Source organism: Nitrosomonas communis, from assembly GCF_001007935.1.
GTDB lineage: Bacteria > Pseudomonadota > Gammaproteobacteria > Burkholderiales > Nitrosomonadaceae > Nitrosomonas > Nitrosomonas communis.
Window position 1 is genome coordinate 2,843,010 of record NZ_CP011451.1, and the last position, 23,500, is coordinate 2,866,509.

Annotated in this window: 13 protein-coding genes and 3 pseudogenes; 3 read left to right on the forward strand and 13 right to left on the reverse strand. The window is 47.2% G+C overall.

Annotation, left to right across the window (positions count from 1 at the left end; translation table 11 throughout):
* Positions 1-22: 22 nt before the first annotated feature.
* From AAW31_RS12875 to AAW31_RS12895, 5 genes are all read right to left on the reverse strand, one after another.
* The gene (locus tag AAW31_RS12875; RefSeq protein ID WP_046850524.1) at positions 23-4,621 is read right to left on the reverse strand and encodes a type I polyketide synthase; all 4,599 of its coding nucleotides are present in this window, start codon (positions 4,619-4,621) and stop codon (positions 23-25) included.
* Positions 4,621-9,921 carry a non-ribosomal peptide synthetase gene (locus tag AAW31_RS12880; protein ID WP_046850525.1) on the reverse strand — a complete coding sequence of 1,767 codons (5,301 nt, stop codon included), beginning with the start codon at positions 9,919-9,921 and terminating at the stop codon, positions 4,621-4,623. Before AAW31_RS12880 ends, AAW31_RS12875 begins: the two co-directional genes overlap by 1 nt.
* Positions 9,922-10,006: 85 nt before the next feature.
* Positions 10,007-10,705: a 4'-phosphopantetheinyl transferase family protein gene (locus tag AAW31_RS12885; RefSeq protein ID WP_052752250.1), complete on the reverse strand. Its 699-nt coding sequence runs from the start codon at positions 10,703-10,705 to the stop codon at positions 10,007-10,009.
* Positions 10,674-11,420, reverse strand: coding sequence for a thioesterase II family protein (locus AAW31_RS12890; RefSeq protein ID WP_046850526.1), 747 nt, complete (start codon positions 11,418-11,420; stop codon positions 10,674-10,676). The genes AAW31_RS12885 and AAW31_RS12890 overlap by 32 nt, the downstream gene beginning before the upstream one ends.
* Before the next feature lie 12 nt (positions 11,421-11,432).
* On the reverse strand, positions 11,433-11,648 hold the full coding sequence (locus AAW31_RS12895) for an MbtH family protein (RefSeq protein ID WP_046850527.1): 216 nt from the start codon (positions 11,646-11,648) through the stop codon (positions 11,433-11,435).
* A gap of 561 nt (positions 11,649-12,209) precedes the next feature.
* Between AAW31_RS12895 and AAW31_RS23715 the strand changes: the two are divergent.
* Positions 12,210-12,864 (forward strand): annotated as a pseudogene (locus tag AAW31_RS23715) (IS1380 family transposase).
* Between the two features lie 158 nt (positions 12,865-13,022).
* Here the strand turns inward: AAW31_RS23715 and AAW31_RS21415 are convergent.
* Both AAW31_RS21415 and AAW31_RS12910 read right to left on the reverse strand, forming a co-directional pair.
* Positions 13,023-13,268 carry a hypothetical protein gene (locus AAW31_RS21415; protein WP_158441522.1) on the reverse strand — a complete coding sequence of 82 codons (246 nt, stop codon included), beginning with the start codon at positions 13,266-13,268 and terminating at the stop codon, positions 13,023-13,025.
* Positions 13,269-13,362: 94 nt separating this feature from the next.
* A complete protein-coding gene (locus AAW31_RS12910; protein ID WP_046850529.1) occupies positions 13,363-14,259 on the reverse strand; it encodes a LysR family transcriptional regulator in 897 nt (298 codons plus the stop codon).
* 112 nt (positions 14,260-14,371) lie between these two features.
* Here AAW31_RS12910 and metE point away from each other — a divergent pair, with 112 nt between their 5' ends.
* Positions 14,372-16,669, forward strand: coding sequence for a 5-methyltetrahydropteroyltriglutamate--homocysteine S-methyltransferase (metE, locus tag AAW31_RS12915; RefSeq protein WP_046850530.1), 2,298 nt, complete (start codon positions 14,372-14,374; stop codon positions 16,667-16,669).
* Positions 16,670-17,028: 359 nt separating this feature from the next.
* Positions 17,029-18,183 carry an HD domain-containing phosphohydrolase gene (locus tag AAW31_RS12920; protein ID WP_046850531.1) on the forward strand — a complete coding sequence of 385 codons (1,155 nt, stop codon included), beginning with the start codon at positions 17,029-17,031 and terminating at the stop codon, positions 18,181-18,183.
* A gap of 528 nt (positions 18,184-18,711) precedes the next feature.
* On the opposite strand, the gene AAW31_RS12925 is transcribed toward AAW31_RS12920, so the two are convergent.
* From AAW31_RS12925 to AAW31_RS23720, 6 genes and pseudogenes are all read right to left on the reverse strand, one after another.
* The gene (locus tag AAW31_RS12925; RefSeq protein ID WP_046850532.1) at positions 18,712-19,176 is read right to left on the reverse strand and encodes a Fur family transcriptional regulator; all 465 of its coding nucleotides are present in this window, start codon (positions 19,174-19,176) and stop codon (positions 18,712-18,714) included.
* A gap of 53 nt (positions 19,177-19,229) precedes the next feature.
* Positions 19,230-19,901: a DUF1826 domain-containing protein gene (locus AAW31_RS12930; RefSeq protein ID WP_046850533.1), complete on the reverse strand. Its 672-nt coding sequence runs from the start codon at positions 19,899-19,901 to the stop codon at positions 19,230-19,232.
* Position 19,902: 1 nt separating this feature from the next.
* Complete coding sequence (locus AAW31_RS12935) at positions 19,903-20,709, reverse strand: GTP-binding protein (RefSeq protein ID WP_200899632.1); 807 nt, start codon at positions 20,707-20,709, stop codon at positions 19,903-19,905.
* A gap of 114 nt (positions 20,710-20,823) precedes the next feature.
* The gene (locus AAW31_RS12940; protein WP_046850534.1) at positions 20,824-21,885 is read right to left on the reverse strand and encodes an IS5 family transposase; all 1,062 of its coding nucleotides are present in this window, start codon (positions 21,883-21,885) and stop codon (positions 20,824-20,826) included.
* A gap of 123 nt (positions 21,886-22,008) precedes the next feature.
* Positions 22,009-22,473: pseudogene (locus tag AAW31_RS12945) on the reverse strand (GTP-binding protein); the annotation flags it as partial.
* Between the two features lie 106 nt (positions 22,474-22,579).
* Positions 22,580-23,458, reverse strand: a pseudogene (locus AAW31_RS23720) (IS982 family transposase).
* Positions 23,459-23,500: the final 42 nt, after the last annotated feature.

Below are 23,500 nucleotides of genomic sequence, written 5' to 3' on the forward strand. Positions count from 1 at the left end.
ATGAATTAATATGGAGAATTGCTTATGAGCATTCGATTTCATCGAGCAGTTTGGTCTCAATTAATGCCGCCAAACTCGCGATCGTAGGCGATCTGAAGAAATCGGCTGGATGCAAATCGACGGAAAAACCAGTCCGGATTCTGGAAAGCAGTTGTATCCCCAATAGCGAATCACCCCCTAATTCAAATAAATTATCGTCCACGCCAATGGCATCAATTCCGAGCATGTTTTGCCAAATCTCTGCAATGTTCATTTCCAGCTCACTTTCGGGAGATTTGAATGCCGTTGACAACGTTGGTCTCGAAAATCTTCCTGTCTTACCGGGACTGGGCGCCGTAAAAGCAAACGTTTGCGCAACCAAGTCGTGCTGTGTTTGGCTCAGCAGAGTATGCAAATCGTTCGGCGAAACGATTACTTGAGGCATATGCGGACCGTTCACGATCCGTTCGAACACTGCTGCGCCTGCTTGCGGTTCAATTCCTACGCCCTCTGGCATGTCCATGTTTGCAGCCATACCAACTTCCCGCCAGCTATCCCAATTAACTGAAATGACCGGATAGGCAGATTCACGGTAAGCGGCGCGCGCCACCGCATCCAAATAAGCGTTAGCAGCACAATAATCGATTTTATTGAGTCCGCCCGCGATCGTAGCTAGTGATGAGCATAACAGCATGAAATCGAGTGGATCATCCTTGAAAACTGCTTGCAACGCGCGCATTCCATTTATTTTAGGTGCAAATACTCGTGCTATCGCTTCATCCGATTTGGCAGAGATTAATCCACCGCTGAATTCACCCGCAGCATGGATCACACCATTAATCGCACCGAAATATTGCCGTGCCTGTGTCACTGCCGCCTCTAATTCACTCTGACTACCCATATCCGCATTCACGACCAGGATTTCCGCACCTAATGCTTCCAGCTGCCTGATTTTTTCCAGCTTTCTACCTAATGCGCTGTCTTTGCCAATTCCCGACAGAATCTCCAGCCAGCGTTCGCGTGCAGGGACAGGAGAACGCCCCAGTAGCACCAATTTAGCTTGTTGAGTACGTGCCAAATGTTCTGCCAGTGTCAGGCCGACGCCACCTAATCCGCCGGTAATCAGATAAACCCCACCTGATTTGAAGCGGTTCTTTACGATGGTAGAAGGTTGCAGAGGTTCGAAACATTGAAGCCAGCGATGAGGTCCCCGATAAGCAACCACAGCCTTTCGGGCATCCGTTTGCGACTCAGCCAGAATCTGCCTAGCCAACTGCAGTGGAACCATAATACCCTTTACCTGAAAGTCAATATCGATCAGGCGGCAAGTAACATTTGAATATTCCTGTGGAATGACTTTGTATGGTCCGTAGATCAAAGCCTTTTCGGGACACAATATTTCGCTACCGGTAACATCCTCCATTTGATTCGTCACCATGGAAATACTGATTTTTTTAGCTGAAGGAGCGAATGCCTGAGTAGCCTCCAATGCTCTTGCAAGATAGAACAGACTATAGAAATTGCTGTTCATACTGCTTGTCTGAGACTCAGCTTTATCCTCCGTACTCAGACTCCAAAGATAAAAAATATGACCGATCGTTTTACCTTCTGCGCGTATCGACTGTAGTAACTGGTCGAAATCGCGAGAATTTTCCTGAGAAATCCGATAGCGATGCGAACTTTCTCGCTGATAGGTGGTACCAGCAAAAACTTCGATAGGCTCAATTCCAAATAGACGTAAATGACTAGCTAACGCTTCTCCTATTAAATATTCATCGCTGAATATCAAATAAGTACCGGCTTGCTCCGGATGGAAGCTATCGAAGTCAATTTGTTCAGTGCGCTGCCAGGACGGTACATAGAGCCATCCATTTATCGACTGTGCGAAAGTCTGTTCCCGTTTCCTTGCTGCTAAAGTCGGCTGCACACCGGCTTTTGATTCGGATTGCTCATCATCGGCTTTGATCCAGTAGGATTGACGATCAAAAGGATAGGTTGGTAACGGTACGCGATATCGGCGTTCATGCGCATAAAATTGCTTCCAATCGATAGCCACGCCATTTAACCATAGCTTGCCGAGTGTGAGATATAGGTGCTTCTGTGCCGAATGGCTTTTATTGGGATGGGGTAAAGATGACAAAATAAGCTGCCCGGGATTTGCCAACGGATGACGTTGCGCGAGTGTCGTCAACGTTTCTCCCGGTCCAACCTCAACTAATACTTGTGCCGGATCAGCCATCAATGTGTGCAAACCATCATTAAAGCGCACCGTCCCACGTACATGTTGTCCCCAATAATGCGGATCTATCGCTTCTTGAGGTGTAATCCAATCACCGCTCAAGTTAGAGAAAAATGGAATTTTAGGCGATTGACGTTTAACCTGAGCGACCTGCTCAATAAAAGCTGGCAGCAGTGGTTCTACCATATGCGAATGAAAGGCATGCGAAACATGCAGCCTTCGGTAGCTGACATTGTGTGCAGCCAATTTTCTTTCAGCTGCTTCGATCGCCGCAAGCGGACCGGACAATACACAAAGTGCCGGTCCATTGATCGCTGCCAGATCACATCCTTCGAACTGGTAGGATGCGAGTTCTGCTTCGGATAGCATAACAGCCAGCATGGCGCCTGTTTCCATTTGCTGTAACAAGCGCCCACGCAAGGCTACCAAGCTCAGGGCATCCTGCAAAGAAAATACACCCGCTAAACAAGCAGCCACATATTCGCCTACGCTATGACCAATCATCGATGCAGGCTGGATTCCCCATGACATCCACAATTGTGCTAAGGCATATTCAATAACGAACAAGGCAGGTTGTGTGACTTCAGTTTGTTCGAGCCGCGAGGAAGCTGCCAATCTATTGGTTTCATCCGAACCTGGGTACAGAATGGCAAGAAGATCGAAATCAAGGTGCGGCCGCAGCAATTGCAGACATTGATCAAATTGCTGGCGGAAGACAGGCTCCTTTTGATAAAGATCCCGCGCCATATCGATGTATTGTGCGCCTTGCCCTGGAAACAAAAATATTACAGACCGGTGCTCGACTACATTGTATTGAATAAGAAAGCGTTCACTCTCTCTGTTTTGCAATAATGTAATGGCATCCTCGTGATCATGACAAAGCGCAATTGCCCTCTGAGCAAATTGTTTTCTCCCGACCTGCAGCGTATAAGCAACGTCAGCTAACGGCTGCTCTAAATGAGCTTCAAGGTGCTGCTGCAATCGATTCGTGGCTCGCTCCAATGCTTCTTGACTGCGCGCCGACAACACGAGCAGCTGCCAATCGCGCGATGCACCCGAAGGGATACGGTTGGGTGCTTCCTCAACAATCATATGCACATTGGTGCCACCGATACCGAACGAGCTGACCCCGGCGCGCCGTGATGTGGATTGTTCTGGCCAAATTCTGCATTCAGTATTGACGTAAAAAGGACTGGATGCAAAATCGATTTGCGGATTGGGCTGCTCAAAATTCAGGCTTGGAGGCAACATCTGATGTTTCAATGAAAGGACAGTCTTGATCAGCCCGGCTACTCCAGCAGCTGAATCGAGATGCCCCACATTGGTCTTGACCGAGCCGATGGCACAAAACCTGCGTTGATCAGTACTTTCACGAAATGCCTGCGTCAAAGCTGCGATCTCGATCGGGTCACCGAGTGTCGTACCTGTTCCGTGCGCCTCCACATAACTGATCGTATCGGCAGAAATGCCAGCAATGGCTTGGGCAGCCAGAATCACTTCCGTTTGCCCTTCTACACTCGGAGCGGTATAGCCTACTTTGGCTGAGCCATCGTTATTGATCGCCGATCCCTTGATTACTGCATGAATAGCGTCCCCGTCTGCTAAAGCATCTGACAACCGCTTCAATACTACGATACCGACACCACTGCCAATTACTGTTCCTGCAGCCTTTGCGTCAAATGCACGGCAATGCCCATCGGGTGAAAGAATGGCGCCGGGTTGATAGTAATAGCCATCTTCATGCAGCAAGTTAACCCAAGCGCCGCCTGCAATGGCCATGTCGGCCTCATGATTAAGCAGGGCACGGCAAGCAACATGTGTCGCGGCAAGCGAAGTGGAGCACGCAGTTTGGACGGTGATCCCAGGTCCGCGTAAGTTGAGCTTATACGCGACGGTCGTCGTCATGGAATCTTTATTGTTACCATTCATCAACCCCTGCAGCGAAGAAATATCTTGCTTGTCCATTCTGCGCCCGCTCGATAGCAAATTAAGCAGCAGATAAGTATTCACGCCGCATCCTGCGTATACACCGATTGGATCGGTATACCGCGAAGGATCATAGCCGGCATCCTCCAAAGCTTGCCATGCCACTTCCAGGAAAAGCCGATGCTGCGGATCGGTCTCCGCAGCTTCCCGCGGGGTATAACCAAAAAAAGACGCATCGAAGCAATCGATATCATCCAGCTGAGCAACCGCTTTTATGTAATGGGGGTCATTCAATACCTCCGCTGGCACACCGCGTGCATGCAGTTCTTCATCGCTGAGGAAAGTGATGGATTCGACGCCCTCTCGCAGATTGCGCCAAAAAGACTCGATATCGTTCGCGCCGGGGAAACGGCATGCCATTCCGATTATGGCGATATCAAGTTCTGCATCTTCCAGTATTTTTTCAGGATTATCCATTACTGTATCCTCTCTTGTTTCCGTTGAATGAAAGCGCCACGTTGCCGCTGCGCACGCGCCTGGTGGCGTGATAAGGAAGCTGTACCTGTTTTCCCTTGACTCAGAAATTTTGCCAGACTGGCAACGGTGGTATATTTGAACAAATCAACCATGGCAATCTGCTTGGCTAAATGTTCTTCCAGCTTTTGCTTGATTTTGATCAACAGCAGTGAATGCCCTCCCAAATCAAAAAAGTTGTTGTGCAAACCGACTTGAGGCATTTCTAGGGCTTCAGCCCAGATTTCTGCAATGGTTTTTTCCATCAGATTGACAGGTGGGTCATAATCCGGTGTATCAAACTGTTCAGGGGAAGGTAGCGCTTTCCGGTCTAGCTTGCCGTTCGGATTAAGAGGCAGCATATCCAGGAAAATGAACTGGCTGGGTATCATGTAGTCCGGCAGCGTAGCTGTCAGCGCTGTTTTTAATAGTGACGCGTTTAATTGAGTATTGTCGTGCAAAACGACATAGGCAAGCAGGCGGAGACCATGACGTCCCTCGTGGGCAATCACCGCAGCTTCACGTATCCCGGCTAACGTGAGCAAGCGTGCCTCGATTTCTCCCAATTCGACACGAAAACCACGCAGCTTGATCTGATCATCAAGGCGACCGAGATACTCAAGCTGTCGATCGTCTCGCCAGCGCACTAAATCTCCTGTCCGATAAAGACGGCCTCCCGACTGATCGAATGGATTAGCTACAAAGCGTTCACTAGTCAAAGCGGGACGATCGAGATAACCGCGCGCCAATCCTTTCCCTCCAATATAAAGCTCACCGGCTGTGCCGGGTGGCACAAGCTTGAGCTCAGCATCAAGCACATAGAGCGTGCGTTCACCCACCGGCTGGCCGATCGGTGCGAATTCACCGATCACTGACGTTAACGCATTCTCATTGCTCTGATCAATCCATGCGGTTGGTGTGACCACTGTTTCAGTTGGGCCATAAGCATTCACCAAACGAGCTTTCTGAAATATCGCACGAGCCGCGATCACATCTGCTGCATACCATGCTTCACCCCCTGCTATACAGGTACGCACCCATTGCCGGGTACGATCAATTTGAGGGAGTAATAAGCGCAAATAAGCAGGAGGAAGGTGCAGGATCGCTATTTTGTGCCGCTCGATCAGCTCAACAAAACCCTTTCCTGCCAAATGATGATTAGAAGAAAGCACCAGCGTCGCCCCTTCAGTCAGCGGTCCCATCCACTGCTCTGCTGCTGCATCGAAATTCATCGAAAAAAACATTAATTCGTGATCGCCCTGTTGGATCCCATAGATTTTTTTGATAGCAGATAAATGCATGGCTAGCGGACCATGAGAAACCGCCACGCCCTTAGGTCGACCAGTCGACCCCGAGGTGTAAATCACATAAGCGAGATGGTCGCTATGTAAGGTAATATCAGGATTAATTTCATTTACTGCACTCAGATCAAGCGTATCAAGTTCGAGGATCTGTATCCCTTCGCGGTAAGGCAATCGCTCGCTGAGATAAGATTGAGTTAACAACAGTCGAGTCCTACTGTCTTCCATCATATAAGCCAGACGATCATTAGGATACTCAGGGTCAAACGGTATATACGCCCCCCCTGCTTTTAGAATAGCCACAAGCCCTATAATCAACTCGACGGAACTTCGCTCGAGTGCAACGCCTACCCGCACTTCAGGTTTGACACCCAAGTCGATGAGCCGATGGGCGAGCTTATTCGCCCGACGATTGAGCTCGGCATAACTCAGCTCGATATCACCCGAGATTACCGCCGTCATGTGCGGACATCTGTCTGCCTGGTGCTCAATCAGATGATGAACTGGGTGGTTGATGAATGAAGTCTGCTGATGGCCTCCCCAGAGTGTAAGTTGCTGTTTATCCGTTTCATCCAGCAAATCGATGTCGCCGATGGCAATGGTTGGCTGCATTGAAAGATGCTGCAAAATTTGTAGATAGTGGCGCGTAAAGCGCTCGATCAGAGCAGGATGGAACAGGTTAGACGCATAAATGAAACTGGCGGATACATTCCCATCGGGTAATTCAACGGTTTCAAGTCTCAGTTCCAACTGGGCTGCCTGCTCAGGAAGGACATAATCGGTAACCGCCAGTCCAGAGCATTGCTGCAAACTACGGTAGTCTTTCTGTAAATGATTGAGGGTAGTTTGAAATAATGGATTATGGCGTAAATCTCGCTGAGGATGCAGTGCTTCGACCAGTTGTTCGAATGGCAAATCCTGGTGAGCCTGGGCATTGATCGCATCCTCCCGCACTTGATCCAGCAGTTCAGCAAGCGGCATACGCCCATGCAATTGACTCTGTAAGACCTGTGTATTGACGAAAAAACCGATCAGGCTCATCGTTTCGATACGGTGGCGATTAGCGACGGGTACACCGATGCGAATAATCTGTTGCCCTGTATGACGAAATAACAATACCTGGAAGGCGGCCATTAGTGACATAAAGAGGGTCGCTCCGCGATCAAATGAGAATTGGCGAAGTTTTACCAATACCGCTTGTGGCAGATCGAAACTGTGACGTGCGGCAGGGTAACTCGTTACAGGCCGTCGTACTCGATCAGTTGGCAATGTTAAAACCGGATGTGACTCACCTAGGTAACTTCGCCAGTAAGCGAGCTGCTTTTCCTTTTCGCCTGCTTCAAGCCATTTTTGTTGCCAAACCGTGTAGTCTACATACTGAATAGGTAAATGAGCGAGTTGAGCTGGTTTTCCTTGGATATACGCCTGATAATAAGCTGCAAACTCATTCAACAAGATTTGCATGGACACACCATCGGCAATGATATGGTGCATGACAATAACGAGAATATATTCGTACTCAGCTACCCGGATCAATGCCACTCGTAGCAAAGGGCCTTGCGTCAAATCAAAGGGCATCAAAATGATGTGCTGCGCTTCCGCTGTCGCTTGCTCTTCACGCTGCGTAACATCCCAATCCAACAAATCGACATCCGTTATTGCTAATGACGATGTCGATTGTATTACTTGCTCGACCACGCCTTCCGTACTGATACGAAATAAGGTGCGTAATGATTCATGCCGTTCGATCAATGCCTGAAAGCTCGCAACAAACGCTTGTTTATCCAACATCCCTGATAATCGCAGCGCATGCTGAACGTGATAGGCCGTGGTGTCAGGATCGAGTTGCCAAAGAAACCAAAGACGCTGTTGGCCGTAAGATAATGGCAAGCTATAGTGCTCATTCCGCATAGGCATAAGGCGACACGTATTGGCTTCTTGTGAAACTTCCTTCAAAGATGCCAAACGCTTAATTTCCGCAGCACACTCTTGCAGTCGTGGGTGCTGAAATAGATTACGCGGAAGAAACGGAATATGCCAACGATCTGAAATGTGCGCTACGACCTGAACAGTAGAAAGTGAATTACCCCCAATAGCAAAGAAATGATCTCCACGCTTCAATCCCGTACGGTGCAGCACAGTTTCCCAAATAGCTGCCAAAGCAAGCTCTGTTTCATCTTCCAACAGACAAGGGAGCGGTTTGCTCCCACCGAGCACAAAATGACCATATTCGTAGATGGCATAAGCATCCAGCGTGCGCTCGCGCCAACCTTGACGGCAAGCTGAGCGTTGTAACTTGCCACTCGAAGTTTTGGGAAGTGCACCAGGGTTTAGCAGTACCACTACAGACAAGGGCTCATGACAAATTGCACTGACTACCTCGCTGAGGGCTGCCACCAGAGCCTCGGCAGAAACGAGTTTCTGCATGTTGCGTGACACTTCCACTGCAACACCGATCCCTTCCCCTTCTTTTCCTTCGACTGAAAATGCCGCAATCCGCCCTTTACGTACAGCATCCACTTCTTCCTCGATAACTAACTCAATGTCCTGGGGATAAATATTTTGTCCACGAATAATGATGAGATCTTTGAGTCGCCCCATGATGTATAACTGGCGCGCATGGATAAAACCCAGATCACCGGTACGTAACCAGCGTGCGCCTTCATGATCAACAAAGGTTTCAGCAGTTTCCTGTGGACGCTGCCAGTAGCCTTGTGCGAGGCTGAGCCCATCCGTCCAAATTTCGCCGACGTGACCGTCTGCCAGCGGAATCTGCTTTTCAGGTTGCATGATTTTTACCGAATGATTGGAAGCAGGAAAACCACAGGCAACGATCGGGACACCTTGCGTCGCCACCTCTGCTTGACCTTGTGCCAGCTTGTCGGGCAAAAATTCATGCACTATCATGCCTTCTCCACGCACACCTCCCGTCACGAACAGTGTCGCTTCAGCCAAACCGTAGCAGGGATAAATAGTGCCAGCCGGAAATCCAAGTGCACTAAAACGCTCGATAAAAGCACGCATCGTGTCTCTGCGCACGGGCTCGGCACCCGAGAAGGCAACACGCCAGGTCGATAAATCGAGTCCCTGCAATTGCGAGCTTCTCACGCGCTCGATACATAACTGAAAGGCAAAATTAGGTGCGCCACTTACTGTGGCGCGATAGCGTGAAATGACTTCTAGCCAGCGCACAGGACGTTCGATAAAAAACTGTGGCGTCATAAGTATTGCCGGAATTCCTCGGTGTAACGGCTGCAATAATCCCCCAATCAATCCCATATCATGGTAAAGCGGCAGCCAACTGACGAAGATATCGTTCTCCCCGATCGACATGCCTTCTTCAAAAACCCGGGCATTGATCATTAGATTATGATGACTGACCATTACACCTTTGGGTGTAGAAGTCGATCCAGAAGTATATTGCAGAAAAGCAATCTCATCTTTCTCCGGCATGCGCTCATGCCATGCGGACGCCATACCAAACCTGTTATTTTTCATTATGGCGTCAACCGCTAGAATATCAGCGTCTGCCAATTGCGTAATCGCTGCCTCGCTAATCAGCGGTATAATTTCGCTAGTCGTCAGAATGCATCGCGCCTTTGCATCGGTTGCAATTGCGAGCAGCCTTGTCAGATGTTGCTCCCGCATTGATTCGGGTGGAAAAACTGGTACCGCGATCATCCCTGCATAAAGACAGGCAAGGAAACCGACTACATAATGTTCATCGTTATCCATTAACAATAGTATTCGATCACCTTGATCGAATCGATCCTGTAAAACAGCGGCAACAGCCCTGACATACAAATTGAGCGAAACATAATCGAACTGTTTGTCAATGAGTGTATCGCCATTCGCACTCACTACGATCAGAGCTATATCTGTCGGTCGCTCACGAGCGAGCGTTTGCAGATGCATCACAATATTGTCAGGATAACTGCGAGAAGGAATCAGTCTTGTATTCATGATTAATACTTAAAATAAATGCATGCTTCACTGAAAAATTATTAACCCAGCCTGGTTTTGCATACTTCATTGCTTCTGGGATTAATTAGGATAGAAAAGGCTGGCGCTTTGCTAGCGATTGACTTTTATGGGTCAATGCTAATGCTGCCGCGTAGTGAATGGGTACACTAATTGACCAGGCGTTGACTTCTGCCCATTCAGTTTGATCGTGGGTAATACGATAGCTGCCATCATGATTTGGCAGAACAGTTATGGCTGGCAGGTATTCGGAAATGCCACATCCCAATGCTTTCAGCACCGATTCTTTCACGACCCACAGCTCAATGAAGTTCTTGCTTGACCAGATTCTCCACGCCCGTTCTACCGAAGAAAGCACATGCGCCCCCAGATTGGCAACATCCCGATGACACTGCTCAATATCGACACCCACTTCCCCATGAGTAGATAACGCAATCAAAGCAAAATTATCAGCATGGGAAACGTTGAACTCGATGCCGGAATGCGCTGGCAAGTACGGCTTACCAAAGCTGTTCGTTACAATGCGTAATGTCTGAGGTGGCGCCATCACACATTCCGCCAGCAGACGGCGGAGCGCTGCACGTGTCGCAATAAAGCGCACCCGGTCCCGCAGTTGACGAAAGCGAAGTGCGCGCGCTTTTTCTTCAGCGCTCAGCAATGCCCAGTCAACAGCAAGCTGCTTCGAATCGAAATCGAACTCGAGCAACCAAACATCGACTCCAATAGGCATCGTTTCAGGCAATTGCAGGCACTTCAGGTGCTTCATGAGGGACTCCACTTAAACTTTCTGTCAGACGCTTTACCAGAGTGTGCAGAAATACTTCTTCAGACTGACGAAGAAAGAAATGACCACCCTCAAACCAATCCAAGGTGAACGCTTGAGCACCTGCCAGTCGCCAATCATCCAGCTTTGCCGCTTCAATCTCATCCGCACGCCCGCCAAAAACATGGATGGGAATGGGCAAAGGCGGTAGCTCCACATGCTGGAAGCTCCCACATAGCCGGTAATCGATTGCCAATAAATCCAGCGTCATCGCCAGCAATTCCGGATGATTGAACACTTCTTCCGGTGTACCTGCCTGTTTTCTTAGTTCTGCGATCAATGCTGACTCACCCTGTATTTTGCTATAGCGCTCGCTATCCTGGCGATTGGGTGCTGCGCAACCTGAAACGACCAATGCAGTGGGAAGCGGTAATTTCTGAGCAGACAAGCGGTGGGTAATCCCATAAGCTAGCAAGGCGCCCATGCTATGTCCAAAAAAGGCATAATTTTCGGGCAATATGGGCACAAGCTCATTGCTTAAGCATTCAGTCAGCGCTAGATAATTTTCTTCAGGGAATTCATCTATCCGGCTATCACGCCCTGGCAACTCGATCGGCTGCACCGTTATCCAGGAAGATAGTAACCGTCGCCAGCGGAGGTACATAGCACTACCCGCGCCTGCACACGGTAAACAGAACAGGGTGAGTGATTTGCGCATAGATATATTGCTCTAAACCTGGTTATCCATAAAAAGCCGCAAACTGAGCGGACGCATATCAGTCCAGACTTTCTCAATATGATCGAGACAGGTCTTTTTGTCGCCTAGCACACCGGTATCCTGCCAACCACCAGGAATTGCTTTCCATTCCGGCCAAATAGAATATTGTTCTTCATGATTGACTAAAACGCGAAAAACACCATCTTCGCGATCAAAGCAATTCGTCATAGCACACCCTCAGATTTATAAACAAATAGGATTTTTTAATTCTTCTAAATAAGAATGCTTCTTATTCATACTAGATTAGACGAACCGGCTTATTGAGAATACAAAGAAATGTTAAAAATCTTTTTACAAACCCCTAATGCCCTGTTTATTAAATGAGTTAGGAAGTTTCATAGAGAAGTTATTCCGGCTATATCCAATACAGTAAGTGTTTGGGCCTACAAAAAATTGAAAGCATGAAGCTTTTCTTCACTGAGTCAGAACAAATCAGCACCACATGTACGCTAACTTGGAAAAATCAATTGCAAAATACCTTGCTCGATCTGGCTAGAGCTCATATGAAGTACAGATATTGCTCCACTGTCTGCTTTTTTTCGTGCATTAGATGATGATGATTCCAAGTAATTGTGCGCAATTTATGATCAAGAAATAGCCAGAGAATCTTTTGAACCTGCTGGCTATTTAGCCCCAATATTGCACAAAGAGAAGTGGCGATTCCTCAATAATTCTTTATAATTCAGTTATCTATGCTGAGTAAAGAAAAGGAATTTTTTGCCATTGTATGTGTTCTGCCAGGATCAACTGCTGGTAAGCTACCTGCGGCCAGACAATATTGATGGGGCAAAGCATGCGTGGGCTATCCTGTCATGGCTGGTAAAGCGGTTCAGGCAAAGCTGGCCTGCAGTTAGTATCATTTTTCGAGGTGACAGTGGTTTCTGCCGCCACAGAATGCTGGCATGGTATGAGCGTCATGATGTGGGCTACCTCGTGGGGGTCGCCCAGAACAAGCGATTGAATGAGATCAGCGCAATGGCAGCAAGCGGCAGAGAAGCAGTATGCCCTATCAAATAAAAAGGTACGCTGGTTTGACGAATTTCACTATGCTGCCAGGAGCTGGCAACGGACACGGCGCATCATTGTTAAAATCGAACATACTGACAAAGGCAGTCATCCCCGTCATGTCGTTACCAATCTGATAGGCAAACCGCAATTTCTCTATGATAAGCTCTATTCCGCACGCGGTGAAATGGAAAACCGCATCAAGGAACAACAGCTTGATTTACTTGCAGACCGTACCAGTTGCCATCGGTGGTGGTCAAATCAATTTCGTCTACTCCTGTCCTCGCTGGCCTACATCCTGCAGGAAACCATCCGGCGCCTTGCCCTGCAAGGCACCGAACTGGCTCAAGCCTATGTGAGCACATGCGCCTTAAGCTGATTAAAATGGGTGCCGTTATGCTACCAATACCCGCCGTATTCGCTTTTTACTTGCAAGCAGCTGTCCTTATCAGAAACTATTCTTCCAAGTCGCAGCCATGCTGACTTCTCGATAACTCATTCCCAGGATTATGCACTTCCGTTTACCGCATAAAATAGCTATGGGGTGGATGGGCTGCGCCTGTCAACAGAGAAAAATCTCTTTTCTGTCATCATTTTCACCAAAATGTGCAGAAAAGCACATTTCATCGCAACAAATTCTGAATAGAAATCCGATTTATCCACTTGAAAAAGGATCTCTGGCAAATTTACGCTTATTTTTGATGCTCGTGCAATATCCGGGCTAACGCTCAGAAAATACAGCCCACTTTCTGTTAATGTCGAGTCGTGTGAATGTTCTTTCAACGATACTCCGTTTTCGCAGAATAACGAACCCTTTGGTCTGGATTCGAATGTTTGAAGATTTCAACAAGCAAATGTTATTCCTTCTCGCTCAACCCTACAGGCATACTGGCTGACGAGCTAACTCGATAAAAGCTGTTAAGTAATCAATCCCGGCGTCTGTGTCTGTTTTTCTTATACCAAGAAAAATCTGTTTGGCTATACCTTGCCGCCCTAGCCGCACAGGAACAATGTCCATTTTACTTGCATACTCTTCTACCAGCCAGCGCGGCAAAGCTGCTACCCCCCGACAGCTAGCCACCATCTGTAGCATAATGTCTGTCGTTTCAATGATTTTATGACGTTTAGGGCTAATGCCTACAGGCTGTAAAAACTGAGTATAGATATCCAATCGATCAGTTTCTACCGGATAAGTGATCAATACTTCGCTGCTCAATTGTTGCGGCTCGACATAGGTTGCCACAGCCAGCAAATGCTGGCGACTCACCACGAGTACCTGCTCGTAGTCGAACACTGGCTCAAAGTGCAATCCTGGCTTGTATAGTGGATCTGGCGTAACCAGTAAATCGATCTCATGGCCAAACAGCGCACCGATGCCCCCAAACTGAAATTTCTGTTTAACATCTACATCTACATCTGGCCATTGTGCCAAATAAGGCGATACCACTTTAAGCAACCATTGATAGCAGGGATGACATTCTATCCCGATGCGTAACGTACCGCGTTCTCCCTTTGCGAATTGACGCATGCGCTCTTCTGCATGGTCCAGTTGCGGCAGCAGCCGGTTAGCGACTGCCAACAGATACTGGCCAGCCTGGGTTAGCCGGAGGCGATGCCCTTCACGCAACCATATATTCGTGCCAAATTTCTGCTCGAGTTTCTTCATTGCATGGCTCAAGGCGGATTGGGTCAAGCACAACACGCGCGCAGCTTCTGTAAGGGAACCTTGTCGATCAACCTCTCGAATAATAGCCAAGTGAATTCTTTCGAGCATAGTATATGAATAAAATTAATTGATTATTGAAATATTATCATTTTACTTCATCAATTAACGCATCTACCATGTTTTCTTTTTTCCAAATGTTTCAAAGAAAAGGTAAGGTAATATGGTCACCACTCATAATTTAGGCTTTCCACGCATTGGCGCGAAACGTGAATTGAAATTTGCCCTTGAGTCCTACTGGAATGGACAATCCTCCCGGGAAGAACTTGAGATGGTCGGCGCGCAGCTATGCCAACGTCACTGGCAAAACCAATCCAAGCTGGACTGGGTACCGGTCGGTGATTACTCTTTTTATGACCATGTACTGGACATGAGTTTTATGCTAGGCAATCTACCCGAGCGTGTTCAGAGCTTCCATGGCAATGCGCTTGACAACTATTTCCGGGTCGCACGAGGACGCTCAACCCAAACGACAGAAGAGCACAGTGCTTGCTGCAGCAGTGTACAGGCAGGAGAAATGACCAAATGGTTTGATACCAATTATCATTATATTGTCCCTGAGTTCACCGCCAAAACCACCTTCTCTTTAGATGCTTCGCGTCTGATCGCACAAATAATAGAAGCTAAGAAGCAGGGGATCAAAGCCAAACCCATACTCATTGGTCCGGTCACCTATTTATGGCTCGGTAAGGCGAAGGACAATTCCAACAAGCTTGCGCTACTAGAAAAACTATTGCCAGTCTATGCTGAATTGCTGGATCAATTGGCAGCACAGGGCGTAGAATGGGTACAAATGGATGAGCCTGTACTCGTCACTGAGCTCGATCCTGATTGGCAGCACGCTCTTACCCTTGCCTATCATCACCTCAAAACCAACCGCGTCAAGCTACTCCTTGCCAGTTATTTCGGACAGTTACAGGAAAACCTACATCTTGCAACTACCCTGCCAGTCGCAGGCTTTCACTTGGATGCTATCAATGCACGCGATGAAGTTATTCCGCTACTTAACCTGCTGTCTTCTTATAAAGTACTATCGTTGGGGGTAATCAACGGTCGCAACATCTGGAAGACTGATCTGAATGCCGTGCTCGATTGGCTAAAACCCATACATGATACGCTGGGCCATCGCCTCTGGATTGCACCGTCATGCTCACTGCTGCATGTTCCTGTGGACCTCGACAGCGAACAGAAGCTTGATCCCGAGATTCGTTCCTGGCTCTCATTCGCGCTACAAAAGTTAGATGAACTCAAAGTGCTGGCGACCGCGCTAAATGAAGGTCGTGAAGCGGTCAAGACAGAACTGACAGCAAACCAGACCGCTATTACTTCACGCCGTGCCTCTCAGCGGGTAAACAACCCGGCAGTCAAGGCCGCCGCTGCCAACATTACTCCAGAACTGGGCAAGCGTAAGAGCCCGTATGCAATACGAACAACTAAACAGGCTGTCCTACTCGATCTGCCCATCTACCCAACCACCACGATTGGTTCATTCCCACAGACCGCCGAAATACGCAGGGCGCGCAGTCAGTTCAAAAATGGTGAACTCGATGAAGCCGACTACAAGGCAGCCATGTGTGCTGAAATCGCCTATGCGGTGCGCGAGCAGGAGGCTCTTGGCCTGGATGTGCTGGTGCATGGCGAAGCCGAACGCAATGATATGGTGGAATATTTTGGTGAACAGCTTGAAGGTTATGCCTTTAGTCAATTTGGCTGGGTTCAGTCTTATGGCTCGCGCTGCGTGAAACCACCAATCCTGTTTGGCGATATCCGCCGCCCCAAGGCGATGACCGTTGAATGGATCCAATACGCACAGTCGCTGACGCATAAACCGATGAAAGGCATGCTGACCGGCCCGGTAACCATGTTGAATTGGTCCTTTGTGCGGGATGATCAGCCACGCTCGGCATCCTGTTATCAACTGGCTCTGGCAATTCGCGATGAAGTGTTAGATCTGGAAAAGGCCGGGGTGCGTATCATTCAGATCGACGAAGCAGCTCTACGCGAAGGCCTGCCACTGCGTAAAAAAGAATGGCAGCAGTACCTCAACTGGGCAATAGATTCGTTCCGTATAGCAGCCAATGGTGTCTCTGATGAAACCCAGATCCATACGCACATGTGCTACTCAGAGTTCAATGACATTATTGCGTCGATTGCCGGCATGGATACGGATGTAATTACGATTGAAACTTCGCGCTCCGACATGGAGTTGCTCGATGCATTTGACAGCTTTAAATATCCCAATGAGATTGGTCCAGGCGTGTATGACATCCACTCACCGAACATTCCGACTGAGTCACACATCATTAATCTGATGAAGAAGGCTGGCGAGCGCATCCCGGCTAAACGACTATGGGTGAATCCGGATTGCGGTCTCAAAACGCGGAAATGGGAAGAGGTCACCCAGGCGCTAACCAATTTGGTTAATGCCGCCAAGAATTTGCGTGCGACAAAATCAATTTAGATCAATCAACTTGATCAATGCAGACACGGCGATAAATAGCATATATCGTCGCGCTTTTTGTCCCATAAGCACATTCTTTTAAAGTAACCTTGCTGCTTCGGGTATGTCACGGCAGCCCTGAGTATATGGACATGCAGTGGTTCCGGGAACCAATCTCTGGGAAAGGTTAACGCAGCACAGTTCCAATCGTAGTATATATACTCCGCGCGGCCACAGATGCGGAAAATAGAAATGCGAAAAACTCTTATAATTTAAGGCCTTCAATACCTTTAAAATCCGCAATTGTTACCGCGCTGAGTATAGGTTGCCTAGTAAATGGTTTAGAATGTTGCACTAATCAACCGAAAAACGGAAATATTATGCAGCAGCAAAAAGATCTTTTTACGCATCAGGATACCTTGGCTAATTTGCACGAAAATATCCCATTAACAGAAAAGCTGCGTTTCTTGCATCAAATCATTCGCCAGGATTTTCCGTTCCTCGATCGTTTTGCAATTGCACTATTTGATGAAAAAACGCAAATTCTCAAAACTTATACGCACAGTACTGAAGAAAATGATAGCCCCGTAACAATGTATGAAGCCCCACTCAGCTCGGCACCTTCGTTGCATGCCATCATCGAACATCGCCGCCCTCGTTTGGTACAGGATCTTAATATTTTTTCCCAAGGCACACATGAGCACACCAGGCGTATCGCTGCCAAAGGGTACAAATCGAGTTACACCATGCCGCTGTATCAAAGCCGGACCTTTATTGGTTTTTTGTTCTTTAACTCGCTGCAGGAACATCCTTTTACCCCGCAATCATTGCGTCAGATTGATATTTATGGGCATTTAATCGCGCTGATGGTGATCAATGAACTGACGGCTATTCGCACGCTCATTGCCGCAGTACGCGCAGCGCGCAGCATGACGCACTATCGTGACTTGGAGACCGGTTCGCATATCGATCGCACCGCGCACTACGCACGCCTGATTGCTCACGAACTTGCCAGTAAATATAACTATGACATTACGGATGAGCAGATTGAGCATATTTTTTTGTTTTCACCGATGCATGATGTGGGCAAGATCGGCATTCCGGATAACATTCTGCGCAAACCCGGTCGGCTTGACGATAGTGAATTCGATGTCATGAAAACGCACCCGGGAAAAGGCCGCGAAATTGTCGATGCCGTGCTGAAAGACTTCAGTTTAGGTACTTTTGGTCATGTCGATATTTTGCGCAATATTGCGGAATATCACCATGAAGCGATCGATGGTAGTGGCTATCCCAAAGGTTTGAAAGGCGATGAGATTCCAATTGAAGCACGCATCAGCGCCGTTGCAGATGTGTTTGATGCATTGACATCGCGCCGCGTATACAAAGCAGCATGGACGAATGACGAAGCCTTTGCAGTCTTGCAGAAAATGTCGAATGCCAAACTGGACCGTGATTGCGTCAATGCATTGATCAACAATCTCGATAAAATATTAGTGATCCAGCGACAGTTCCGCGATGAGGATTTGATTTGATGGCTTGTTGCATTGACCGCAAAAGCGTACGTTTCAGATGAACAGGTTTGCTATTCTTCAAAACTAGACTCGGCCTATCATTTGTTGAATATTTCATTGGTCAATTAGGTGTGCAGTAAATCACCATTCACTCTCCTACTATCGTCATTAATCTCAAGGAACCGCTAACTTTCCACATCTGTTAGCAATCTTACGTATAAGTGTTCATCTCCCCTAATTATAACCAATACCCAAATCCAACCCTTTACTCAGTTGGTTTTTTGTGCCTGCTCTCGAGTATTTGAGAGTGTTCATGTGGACTATTGCGGACTTCGAGGTTTCATGAAATCCCGTAAATTTACTCATTTTTTCTCTCTTTGCGTCATTATTCTCCTCATCAAAGGTCGCCTATTGCAGCGCTTTTATCGGCAGTGTCAATATGGGAGGTCCTGCTCCTAATCATCATTTACTGCTTGTTGATGCAATTCTTCCGAGGATAGGAAATTAAAATAATCTTGTATCACTTCCACACATTCAAAATCATGTCAATTATATTGAGCCATTTTGGCAGCGATTACAAATTCCATGCAGCTCAAGTTGCTGATGGGCCAGGGTAAAGCCAGTGTTTTGAATGCCGCGCGCGAGCTCCGCCATGACATGCTTTTTGACACCGATCTCTTTAACGCTATGGCAGCGGTCACAAATCAGAAATTGCGGGGTTTCATGTTGATGATCACAGGCAATGTGGGCGCAAGCTATATACAGACTGGCCGTTTCAAGCTTATGAACCAGTTTTTCATGAATTAGAAAATCCAGTATGCGGTAAACCGACATGACCGGCAATGTTTCATTCAACTGCACTTTATATCTTTCCACGATTTCATATGCGGATAGAGGTATCGGGGAACGCAGCAACACGATGAGCACATTTTTGCGCTTGGTGGTTAGTTTAACTCCCGCTGATGCGCATGCCTCTTGAGACTTCTGGATGATATGGTCGATATCGACAGTCATTTCTCACTACTTCCTGTGATTTAATAAATGATTAAACAGTATTCATTACTGGTTCAAGCAAAATCTAAAGTAAGCAGTAGTCGCGTTTCGTTTCTCTCAAGCGCAGGTGAACGATGAACTACGCCCTGATCATTCTGTTCTCCCCATCGCTCACCTTTGAATAAAGCAATATCCCCTTCCTGCAAGCTCTGAATTAGGTATTGTTTTGCGAATGCTTCTGCCTCTTCTTTGGATTCGTTGCAAGCTGCAAGCATAATACGATCAATAGTTTTGTTATCTAACCATTCCGTTCCTTTGCCAGCATAAGTCGTGATCAAGCGGCAAGGTACTTTGTCCGTATGGAAACGCGGACACATGGTTTTAGTAAGAATATTCAGCCGCAAGCCGACGCTTTCCAAATCAAATAAGAAGGCAAACATCTCAACCAGCCAGCTTACATCCTCAATAAAAGCATTAAGCGCGTGATGTTGGGGCAGCCATGTGTTCAAGCGCTCTCTTATGTGCGCTATATTGATTGGCTGCGCCAGCTCGAAGCCAACGTATTCTTGCAGCAAATACGCGATAAATTGTTTGATATTGGCACTGAGCACACGCTGCAAAATGCATATTTTGACAGAGTCATCATAGACTCGCGAAAGTATTTCTGGTTCGTGGCCTACTACGCTTATACTTTGTCTTATTGAAAAATGAGCGGGTAAATCGGTTGATAATGTAGAGGCGCGCATATCAATTTCTCTCCCAAGAAGGAAATGGGTCCTGCAATGTCGTCCAATAATCTTTGCCAGCATTAAATTCGGTATCGGTCAGCAGGCATTCGTCTAGCCATTGACAGATTGCTTGTTCGTCCAGATTCTGCCCGATAAAGACCAGTTCCTGTCGCATATCCCCAAATGGTTCTACCCACTGCTCATGGATTGATGCCAAATAGTCCTCATCCGTGGGCCATTGCTCCTTCGGCACCGCTTTCCAGAACATTCCACCATAACCATAGCGCGCGATACCCCCTGCCTGATTCCATTGCCCGGCATAATCTGGTCGCGTTGCCAGCCAGAAATAACCTTTCGAGCGTAGCAGTTTTCCCTCTGTCCTGGGTTGGTGAAGAAAATCGTAAAAACGTTGAGGATGAAACGGCCTTCTCGCTGTGTAAACAAAGCTGTTGATGCCATATTCCTCTGTTTCCGGAATATGTTCTCCACGTAATTCCTTGAGCCAGCCCGGCGCTTGCTGGGCACGCTCAAAATTGAATTTATAGGTATTCAGCACTTTGGTTAAATCTACCCGTCCATTTTCAATCAGGATGATCTCAGCTTGCGTATTGAGACTGCATAAAATACCACGTAATTTTGTTAACGTGTCTGAAGTCACTAAATCGATCTTATTGATCAGGATAACATCGCTGAACTCTACTTGATCAGTCAGCAAATCGGCCACACTACGCTCATCTCCCTCTCCAAGGCTCTCCCCCGTCTCTTGCAGTATTTTGGCTTCCTCAAAATCTTTAAGGGCACCTCTAAAAATACCTAAAAAAAGCAAATCAATTCAACCAGGAGGGCAATTTCACTTGATTCTCAAAGTTTTTCTGTCCAATAATTAAATTTTTCTAAATTCAAGGTGATTCGGGTTGTTATCTTCTCGTTTTTGCTCCCTTTAAGCCATTTCGGGCGCACTAACCCTATCGAAACTGAAATACCCTTTTCGAATCAGCGTCGCTACACGCTTGATGTTATAGACGAGGTTGAGTAAGCCTATTTGTACTTTTGCTCTCCCATAACCTATGGTACGAATCGTGATTCCGCCCAGTTCATTCGTCATCGAACCAAACACATGCTCGACTCGTGCACGCACCCGTGATTTCTCTTTGTTACTGGATTTTTGTGCTTGCGTGAGGGGATGATTGCGAGCGCCTTTTTCGTGAATCTGACTCGTGTATTTTGAGGTGACCAGACTTTCTTCCTGTGCATTGCTGCGGTATGCTGAGTCCGCATAAATATCTGCGCCTCCCACTTCAGGGGATTGCAGCACTTCTTCCAAAACCTGACTGTCATGAATTTGCGCTGAAGTAACTTCCCATGTGGTTATCAGCTTGGTATCGCGATCCATATTGACGTGATCTTTGTAACCATAAAACGATTCGCTGTTCTTCTTCGTCCAACGCGCATCAATGTCTTTTTGCGCCAGTTTGTGGGGATTCTGTCCCCATTCAATCGGAACGGCATCTTCTTTAATCATCTTGTTTTCTTCACGTGTATTGCGTTGTTTAGGCACACTCACAAAGGTCGCATCAATGATCTGACCTGACTTCAGTTCTACCTCCAACTCTCGTAAACATTCATCGAATTTTGCAAACAGACGATCCATCAGATGGTTCTCTTTTAACTCTTCCCGGAACGACCACATGGTCTTTGCGTCAGGCACTACCCCTGCCAGACCAAGTCCCAAAAACCGCATGAAACTCAACCGGTCCCGGACTTGATACTCCAGCCGATCATCCGACAGATTATTCATTCTTTGTAATACCAGCATTTTGAATAGCATCACCCGATCAAAGGGTTTGCGGCCTGCTTCACTTTTCCGGGGCTTCGTCGTTGTCTCTGCAAGAAGATCAGCGAATAGATTCCAATCGATTATGCGATTCAGCTCTTCAAGCGGATCATTTAACTTACTTAGCTGAGCATATCGATTGTCAAGGTCAAAAAAACCGAGTTGCATGGTGAGGACTCATATCGGGGAGCATAATCTCATTATTATACATTTGAAACAACGTGTTATCCTGGACAAATCAAGAAAATACTACTTTCTCCTAACGCGCCTCATTTTATAGCTTGAATTTTTAGAGGTGCCCTTAAGAAAATTGACCGCATCAACTACGGTGACCATGGTATCCAGCCGCGCGATATCGGATAGGCTGACACCGTTTTCATCTGCAAAGGTAAACGTCTCTGCAATCGGCAATGGCTCAGAGATGCCCGTCGACTCGATCACCAGATAATCAAACTTCTTCTCTGCAGCGAGCTTGCGTACTTCGACCAAGAGATCTTCACGCAATGTACAGCAAATACAACCATTACTCATCTCAACCAATTTTTCTTCGGAGCGGCTGAACGAGATTTCTTTCTCGATCATCAAGGCATCGATATTGATCTCGCTCATATCGTTCACAATAACTGCCACACGCTGGCCTTGCCGGTTATGAAGAATATGATTCAGCACCGTGGTTTTCCCTGCACCTAAGAAGCCTGAGAGGATAGTAACGGGTAAGCGGTAGGTCGGTGTATGTGAAGCATTCAGAACGGGCATACAATCTAACTCCAGTGTTATTTAGTATAAATGATATGATATAACATATCATCATTAAATGACTAATATTTTCTATTTCATTAACGTGAGTTCGACATAAGAATCATCACATCACAATTGGAAGAGCTTGAGGGAGGCTGATATTAAGCGAGGGTTTCTTCTCGCGAAAGGGGTAAGCCACCAATCCGGCTATCAGATTAACAACGAAGTTAAATACGCTGCGATGACGGAAATGGTCAATTTGCGAACTATTCTTCAATTGATCATTGACGGTCTCAATAATCGAGCGTTTACGTAACAGCAGCTTGTCAACAGCGGCAACAGCTTGTTTTTCATGTTCTTGCGTACATTGGTAACGAGTTGCACACCTTGCTCCCGGAGTTGCTCAAAGAGTGGCCGCGAAAAGTAGCCCTGATAACCGCAGAGTTTGCCGAATAAGGAGCGCGTCAACTCGGGTACCGGGTTACGGTCATCCACATTGCCCGCCGTGATTTTGACTCCCAGCAATTCCCCCTGGTCATTAATGACCAGATGCAACTTGAACCCATAAAACCAATCCACACTGGTCTTTCCCTGAGCAGCAAACTCTGCCATTACTTTATGGGAGGTAATGCGGCGATTGTGGCACACGCTGATTTTGGTTGAACCAATGAAGCTGATCCCAACTGCATTGCCCAAAGCGGCTGGTCAGAAAACAGCACAAAGGCACCAGGCTACCTTGCAATAGCTCAACAAAGCGTTTATAGCTCACCAACCCTGGAAAATAACCCCGCTGATACCTCAACACGTAATTCAGGTAATAGTGCTTAAATGTCCGGTAGCCGGACAGATGAAACCCCACCATGATGGTCATGATTTCGCTTAGACACAGTACTCCTTGCCGCCGACGCCGTTTCAGCGATGACTCTAATAAGCGCTGCTCCCAACGCGGCTCAAACTCTTTACAAAATTCGTCATTCGCACAAAAAATCGTTATAGTATTCATGGGAATCTGACTCTCCTCATGATGAAATTCTTTCCAGAACCA